Raw genomic sequence first — 6769 nt, forward strand, 5'->3', positions numbered from 1 at the left:
GCGGAAGAAAGTCTTCCGCAATGACTTCTACGGTCGAGGTATGACCAACACACAGGAGATCCGTCCGTTCCAGATCGCCATCGACGAGGCCGAGCTGGCCGACCTGAAGTTCCGGCTCGAACACACACGCCGGCCGCGTCCGGTCCCGGGCGACGCCGACGACTGGAGCCGTGGCATCCCCGGCGGCTACCTGTACGACCTCGCCGAGTACTGGCGTACGTCGTACGACTGGCGCAAGGCGGAGCAGGAGCTGAACCGCTTTCCGCAGTACACGACCGAGATCGACGGGCAGGTCATCCACTTCTTCCACGTCCGGTCCCCCGAGCCGGACGCGACTCCGCTGCTGATCACCCACGGCTATCCCGGATCAGCGGTCGAGTTCCTGCACCTGCTCGGGCCCCTCTCGGACCCGGTCGCGCACGGTGGCCAGGCCGCGGACGCCTTCCATGTCGTCGTACCGTCCTTGCCGGGGTTCGGGTTCTCGACGCCGTTGTCCGGCGGCGGCTGGGAGCTAGGGCGGACGACCGCCGCATTCGCCGAGCTGATGACACGGCTCGGGTACGAGCGGTTCGCGGCGCAGGGCGGCGACATCGGCGCCGGCATCACCGGGCACCTCGGCGCGACGGTGCCGGACCGGGTGATCGGCACGCACATCAACAGCGACCGGGGCACGCTCGCCCTGGCCGGGGAGTTCGTGCCGCTGCCGGACGACCTCGACGAGCAGGATCTCGCGGTCGTCCAGGAGGCCAAGGCGGCCTGGCAGGCAGGGCGTGGCTATCTGGATCTGCAGAACCACACGCCGGACACGATCGCGGCCGCCCTGACCGACTCCCCGGTGGCGCAGCTCGCGTGGATCGCGGAGAAGTTCCAGCTGTGGACGGATCCGGCCAAGTCGCCCGAGGAGTCGGTGGACCGCGACCAGCTGCTGACGCTGGTCAGCATCTACTGGTTCTGCCGCGCGGGGGCGAGCGCCGCCCGGTTCCTGTACGAGGCCGCGCACTCCGATCTCGGATGGGGCGCCAAGTCGTCGGTGCCGGCCGGATGGGCCGTCTTCAACAGCAGCCCGGTCGTTCGCCGCGTCGCCGATCCGGAGCGGCAGATCGGGTACTGGTCGGACTTCACCGAGGGCGGGCACTTCCCCGCGATGGAGTGCGGCGATCTGCTGGTCGAGGACGTGCGCGCCTTCTTCCGTACGCTGGCCCGATGAACGCATCGATCCGCGTGCTGAGCCGGCGGGAACTGAACCGTGCCACCCTCCAGCGTCAGCAGCTGCTGCATCGGGAAGCCGGATCGGTCGCCGAGTTGATCGAACGGCTGGTGGGCCTGCAGGCGCAGGCCCCGCTGGCGCCGTACGTCGCGCTGTGGTCGAGGCTCGAGGGCTTCGACCCGGACGAACTGTCCACGCTGATGACGTCACGCCAGGCGGTTCGTGCCGGGCTCCTGCGATCCACGATCCATCTCGTCACCGCCGACGACTGCCTGATGATGCTGCCGCTCGTCCATCCGGTCGCGGACCGAGGTTTCCGCGGCGCGTTCGGCAAGCAACTGGCCGGGGCCGACCTCGACGCGATCGTTGCCTACGGCACGGAGTTGCTGAGCAGCGAGCCGTACAGCCGGAGCCGGCTGCGCGACGTGCTCGGCGAGCGCTGGCCGGACTGGGACGCGAACGCGATGGCGTACGCCGTCAGCTATCTGGCCGGCACCGTGCAGGTGACACCTCGTGGTGTGTGGGGCGAGACCGGTCCGGCCGCGCTGCAGACGATCGAGAGCTGGCTCGGCCGGGCACCCGACGCGGATCCGTCGATCGATGCGCTGGTGCTGCGGTACCTGGCGGCGTTCGGTCCGGCGAGTGTGGCCGACGTACAGATGTGGTCCGGGTTGACCCGGTTGCGTGAGGTCGTGGACCGGCTCCTGCCGGGGTTGCGCGTGTTCGCGGACGAGGACGGGCGGGAGCTGTACGACGTACCGGACGGACCGTTGCCGGACGCGGACACGCCCGCGCCGGTGCGGTACCTGCCGGAGTTCGACAATCTGCTGCTGTCGCACGCGGACCGGCGGCGGATCAACCCGGCCGGACGGCAGGTACCGCTGCCGCCCGGCAACGGCGCCGCGATGGGCACCGTCCTGATCGACGGCGACTACCGGGCGGACTGGCGTCATCACCGCGGCGCCGACGCGAGCCTGCGGGTCACCGCGCACAACCCGCTCACCCCGGCCGAAACCGAAGCGGTCGAGGCGGAGGCCGTGGCTCTGCTCGGTCTGATCGGCAGCCCGGACACGCCGGTGGTCGTGACCTAGTCCTGTCCTTGGTCGCCGAAGTACTCGCGGCGGACCTTCTTCGGGACGCACAGTGCCCAGGCGTCGAGGATCAGTTCGCGGAGTTCGTCGTAGTCGACGGCGGCCAGGTTGAGCTCGATCCACTGGAAGCGTTCGTCGGACGGACGCGGCGGGAGGAACTTGTCCGGCTCCGCGGCGAGGGCGGCGGCGCGTTCCTCGCGCGGGAAGCCGAGGCCGATGGTCTGCTCGTCGGCCGCGACCGCCAGATAGACGATCTGGCCGACGCGGAACTTGATCCGGTCCCGGACCAGTACCTCGTAGCTGCGCGGAAGGTCCGCGGTGATTTCGCGGATATCGGTGAGATCGACCACCCTCCCACGATAGAACCTCATCACTGACACCTCTTGTCAGCGTTTCCGTCGGTACCGTGGTCGGATGGTCGTGAGCGCAGTCGAAGGAGCCGAGGTGGTGTTCCGCCTCGGCGACGCTGCGCACACGTTTTCCGGCGTCCGCTTGTGGCAGGAGCTGGGGCTCGCGGCGGAGCTGCTCGAGTTCAAGCCGGTCGACTACGGCTGGGAGCTGCGGCTGCCTCGGCCCTCGGTGCACCGGATGGAGTACCTGTTCGACATCGCCGGCCTCGGCACGAGGACCGATCCGACGAATCCACGGACCGTCGACGGAGCGTTCGGGCACCATTCCTGGCTGCCGTTGCCCGGGTACGTCGAGCCGGCTTGGCTCACCGTGCCGCCGATCCCGTCGACGCTCACTGCGGTGACCGTCGAGGCCCCCGTCGGTCAGGTCTACGTGCAGGTCTGGGCGCCGGAGGGCATCGCACCGTCGTTCGAGCTGCCGCTCCTGCTCGCCCACGACGGTCCGGAGTTCGCCACGTACGCCGCTCTGGCGCAGTACGCCGGCGCGATGATCGCCGGGTCCGCGCTGCCACCGTTCCGGCTGGCGCTGATCGAGCCGACCGCGCGCAACCTCTGGTACGCCGCGAACCCGCAGTACGCCCTGTCCTTGACGCAGCACGTCGTACCGGCCGTGCGGGCGCAGTACCAGAGCCGGCGGCCCGTGCTGATGGGAGCGAGCCTGGGGGCACTCGCCGCATTGCACGCGGAATGGAACTTTCCGAACACGTTTTCCGGGCTGTTCCTGCAGTCCGGGTCGTTCTTCACGCCGGAAACCGATCCGCAGGAGTCGAAGTTCGAGTTCTACGCCCAGGTGACCGGGTTCGTCGCGCAGGTGCTGGCGGCAACCACAGCACCCAGTTCGCCGCCGGTCGGGATCACCGCCGGGACGACCGAGGAGAACGTGCACAACAACCGGGTGATGGCCGCGCGGCTGGCCGAACTCGGGCTGGATGTCGCCCTCGACGAAACTCCGGACATGCACAACTTCACAGCCTGGCGGGATGTGCTGGATCCTGATCTGACGGAGCTACTGCGACGGACCTGGGGTGGGGCTGATGGAACGGGAGCAGGTCGAGTTGGAGGCGCCGGGGCTTGACCGCCGCGGAACGCTGATCCGGTACGGCCATTTCGGCCGCCCGGTGCTGGTCTTCCCGAGCGAGCAGGGACGCGCCTGGGACTACGAGAACAACGGCATGGTCGACGCGGTCGCGGACCTGATCGAGGACGGCCGGGTGAAGCTGTACTGCGTCGACTCCTACGACCACATCAGCTGGTCCGACCCCAGTATCCAGCTCGAGGTCCGGGCCCGCCGGCACGAGCTGTACGAGTCCTGGATCGTGAACCAGGTGGTGCCGACGATCGGGGCGGACTCGCCCGGGGTCGGCGACATCATCACCACCGGCTGCAGCCTCGGTGCGTTCCACGCGCTGAACTTCGCGTTCAAGCGGGCCGACCTGTTCCCGGTCGCGATCTGCCAGTCGGGCAACTACGACGCCGCCAGTTGGCACGCCTGGGGCGAGCGCGGCGAAGCGACGTACTTCAACAACCCGGCCGACTACCTGCCGAACCTGTCCGGCGACCACCTCGAATGGTTGCGCGGGAGGCTGTTCATCCTGCTCACGGTCGGTCAGGGTGACTGGGAGACCAATCCGACCGGCTCGCTGCCGTCCGCCCGCGCGACAGCCGCCGTACTGAAGGAGAAGGGCATCCCGCATGAGCTCGATCTGTGGGGGTACGACGTAGCACACGACTGGCCCTGGTGGCGGCAGCAGATCGCCCATCATCTGCCCCGGTTCTGTTGAGGCCGCATCAAATTGAGGAGTGCCACGTGAGTGATAGGTCGCGCCACCTGATCGGATTGTTGCTCGGGGCCGAGGAGGACTGGCCGCAGGCGTTCGAGGCGTTGCTGCAGCGGGTCGGGCCGGTGACGATCGACGGGCACGAGCACGAGTTCGGGTCCCGGCGGCTCACCATCGAGCCGTTCGACCTCAACGATCCGGTCCGCGTCGGGCTGGTGATCGACCGGCTCGCGTACTGGTACTACCACCCGCGCGAGTGGCTGAAGAAGGCCGCGCTGATGAACGGCACGTACCTGCTGAACTCCCCGTTCACGTTCCAGTCGATGGAGAAGCACTCGGCGTACTGCGCGATGCTCCGGCTCGGTCTGAAGATCCCGCGGACCGTGCTGGTGCCGTACAAGAACCCGGTCGACAACGTGCGCTGGGCGTACACGTCGGCGACGTACAACCGGCCGTTCGACCTGGACGCGATCGCCGCCGACCTCGGGTACCCGCTGTACATGAAGCCGTTCGACGGCGGCGGCTGGCGGGGCGTGTCCCGGATCAACAACCCCGACGACCTGCACCGCGCGTACGACGAGTCCGGCGAGATGCTGATGCACCTGCAGGCGACGATCGAGTACGACAAGTTCGCGCGGGCGCTGTCGATCGGTGCCGAGACGATGGTGATGGACTTCCGTCCGGACGAGCCGATGCACAACCGGTACGCCGTCTCGCACGACTTCCTCAGCCCGGCCGCCGGCCACGAGGCGGTCGCGATCAGCCGGATCGTGAACGCCTTCTTCGGCTGGGAGTTCAACTCCTGCGAGATGCTGGTCCAGGGCGACTCGGTGCACCCGATCGACTACGCGAACGCCTGCCCGGACGTCGCGGTCACGTCGCTGCACTACTACTTCCCGTGGGCGCTGAGCGCGCTCGTGAAGTGGTCGGTCTTCTGCCTCGCCACCGGCCGGCGCTCGTCGGTGGACCTGCACACGGACCGGTACTTCGAGATCGCGGACGACCCGTCGCTGGACTACGACGCCAAGCTGAACGCGTACCTGGCCCTCGCCGACGAGCACTTCGAAACCACGAAGTACCGCGAGTGGTGCGACGCCCACCTGGGCGACTTCGACCTCCGCGTCCGGGACTGGGTAGCCGGCCCCGACTTCGCCCGCATCCTCCAGGAGACCGTCGCGGCAACTTATCCACCGCACGAGCAGGACAAATTCATGGCCCACTTCAAGGGCCTCACCGACCTCTGGGTGGCCGATCAGGCAGGCTAGGGGCGTGCGTGATTCCGAAGTACCGGCATGGTGGCGGCGGCTTGGGCTCGAGGGGCTGGTGGATGTGCATGTGCACTTCCTGCCGGATCGGGTGCTGAACGCGGTCTGGGCGTACTTCGACCAGGCGTCCGAGCATTACGGGACCGAGTGGCCGATCACCTACCGGACGTCGGTGGAGGAACGGCTGAAAACGCTGGATTCGTTGGGGGTGCGGGCGTTTCCGGCGTTGGTCTACCCGCACAAGCCGGGGATGGCCGCCGGGTTGAACTCCTGGGCCCGCGACTTCGCCGCTGCGACGCCCGGCTGCGTGTCCAGCGGCACCTTCTTCCCGGAGCCTGACGCGGCCGACTACGTGCGATCGGCGCTGGAGCTCGGGACGCGGATCTTCAAGGTCCACCTCCAGGTCGGCGACTACGACCCCCGCACCGGCGAACTCGACGAGGTGTGGGGCCAGTTGGCCGAGGCCGCCGTACCAGTTGTCATCCACTGCGGCTCCGGCCCGATCCCCGGCCGCCACACCGGCCCCGGCCCGATCGGCGAGGTCCTCCGCCGCCACCCTGCGTTGACGGCGGTGATCGCGCATCTGGGAATGCCGGAGTACGCCGAGCATCTCGCGTTCACGTCGTACCCGAACGTCCACCTGGACACGACGATGGCACTGACGCCGTTCACCGAGAAGCTCACGCCCTTCCCCCGCGACCTGGTGCCGCGGCTGGCTGACGTCCAGGATCGCATCGTCCTGGGCTCCGACTTCCCCAACATCCCTTACGAGTACGCGGTCCAGCTCTCATCCCTGGAAGCCCTGGACCTGGGCGATGCCTGGCTTCGCGCGGTCTGCTGGGAGAACGGCGCTCGCCTACTCGGTTTGTGACTTGTTGCCTTCAGCAAGATCCACAGGACGTGAGAGTTGTGGATAACGGATTCCCTTGAAAATAAGGGGTTCTGGCTTTGAAAACTGTCGGTGGGGGTGTCTAGGCTTTGATGCATGGACAAGCCGCCTGAGTTGATGAGCGACGCC

At 68.0% G+C, this 6769-nt stretch carries 7 protein-coding genes; 6 read left to right on the top strand and 1 reads right to left on the bottom strand.

The window, feature by feature from the left end:
* Nucleotides 1-40 precede the first annotated feature (40 nt).
* Nucleotides 41-1207 carry an epoxide hydrolase family protein gene (locus E0H50_RS31380; protein ID WP_131294353.1) on the top strand — a complete coding sequence of 389 codons (1167 nt, stop codon included), beginning with the start codon at nt 41-43 and terminating at the stop codon, nt 1205-1207.
* Complete coding sequence (locus tag E0H50_RS31385) at nt 1204-2298, top strand: winged helix DNA-binding domain-containing protein (RefSeq protein WP_131294355.1); 1095 nt, start codon at nt 1204-1206, stop codon at nt 2296-2298. Before E0H50_RS31380 ends, E0H50_RS31385 begins: the two co-directional genes overlap by 4 nt.
* Here the strand turns inward: E0H50_RS31385 and E0H50_RS31390 are convergent.
* A complete protein-coding gene (locus tag E0H50_RS31390) occupies nt 2295-2669 on the bottom strand; it encodes an MmcQ/YjbR family DNA-binding protein (protein ID WP_131294357.1) in 375 nt (124 codons plus the stop codon). The genes E0H50_RS31385 and E0H50_RS31390 overlap by 4 nt on opposite strands.
* Before the next feature lie 43 nt (nt 2670-2712).
* Between E0H50_RS31390 and E0H50_RS31395 the strand changes: the two genes are divergently transcribed.
* The 4 genes from E0H50_RS31395 to E0H50_RS31410 are packed head-to-tail and all read left to right on the top strand — an operon-like array spanning nt 2713 to nt 6622.
* Nucleotides 2713-3783, top strand: a complete 1071-nt coding sequence (locus E0H50_RS31395) for an alpha/beta hydrolase (RefSeq protein ID WP_131294359.1) — start codon at nt 2713-2715, stop codon at nt 3781-3783.
* Nucleotides 3743-4489: an esterase family protein gene (locus E0H50_RS31400; protein WP_131294361.1), complete on the top strand. Its 747-nt coding sequence runs from the start codon at nt 3743-3745 to the stop codon at nt 4487-4489. The genes E0H50_RS31395 and E0H50_RS31400 overlap by 41 nt, the downstream gene beginning before the upstream one ends.
* Before the next feature lie 26 nt (nt 4490-4515).
* Nucleotides 4516-5751: an ATP-grasp domain-containing protein gene (locus E0H50_RS31405; RefSeq protein WP_131294363.1), complete on the top strand. Its 1236-nt coding sequence runs from the start codon at nt 4516-4518 to the stop codon at nt 5749-5751.
* 4 nt (nt 5752-5755) lie between these two features.
* Entirely contained in the window at nt 5756-6622 is an 867-nt protein-coding gene (locus tag E0H50_RS31410) for an amidohydrolase family protein (RefSeq protein WP_202868403.1), read from the top strand.
* Nucleotides 6623-6769: the final 147 nt, after the last annotated feature.

The organism is Kribbella sindirgiensis, assembly GCF_004331435.1.
Lineage (GTDB): Bacteria > Actinomycetota > Actinomycetes > Propionibacteriales > Kribbellaceae > Kribbella > Kribbella sindirgiensis.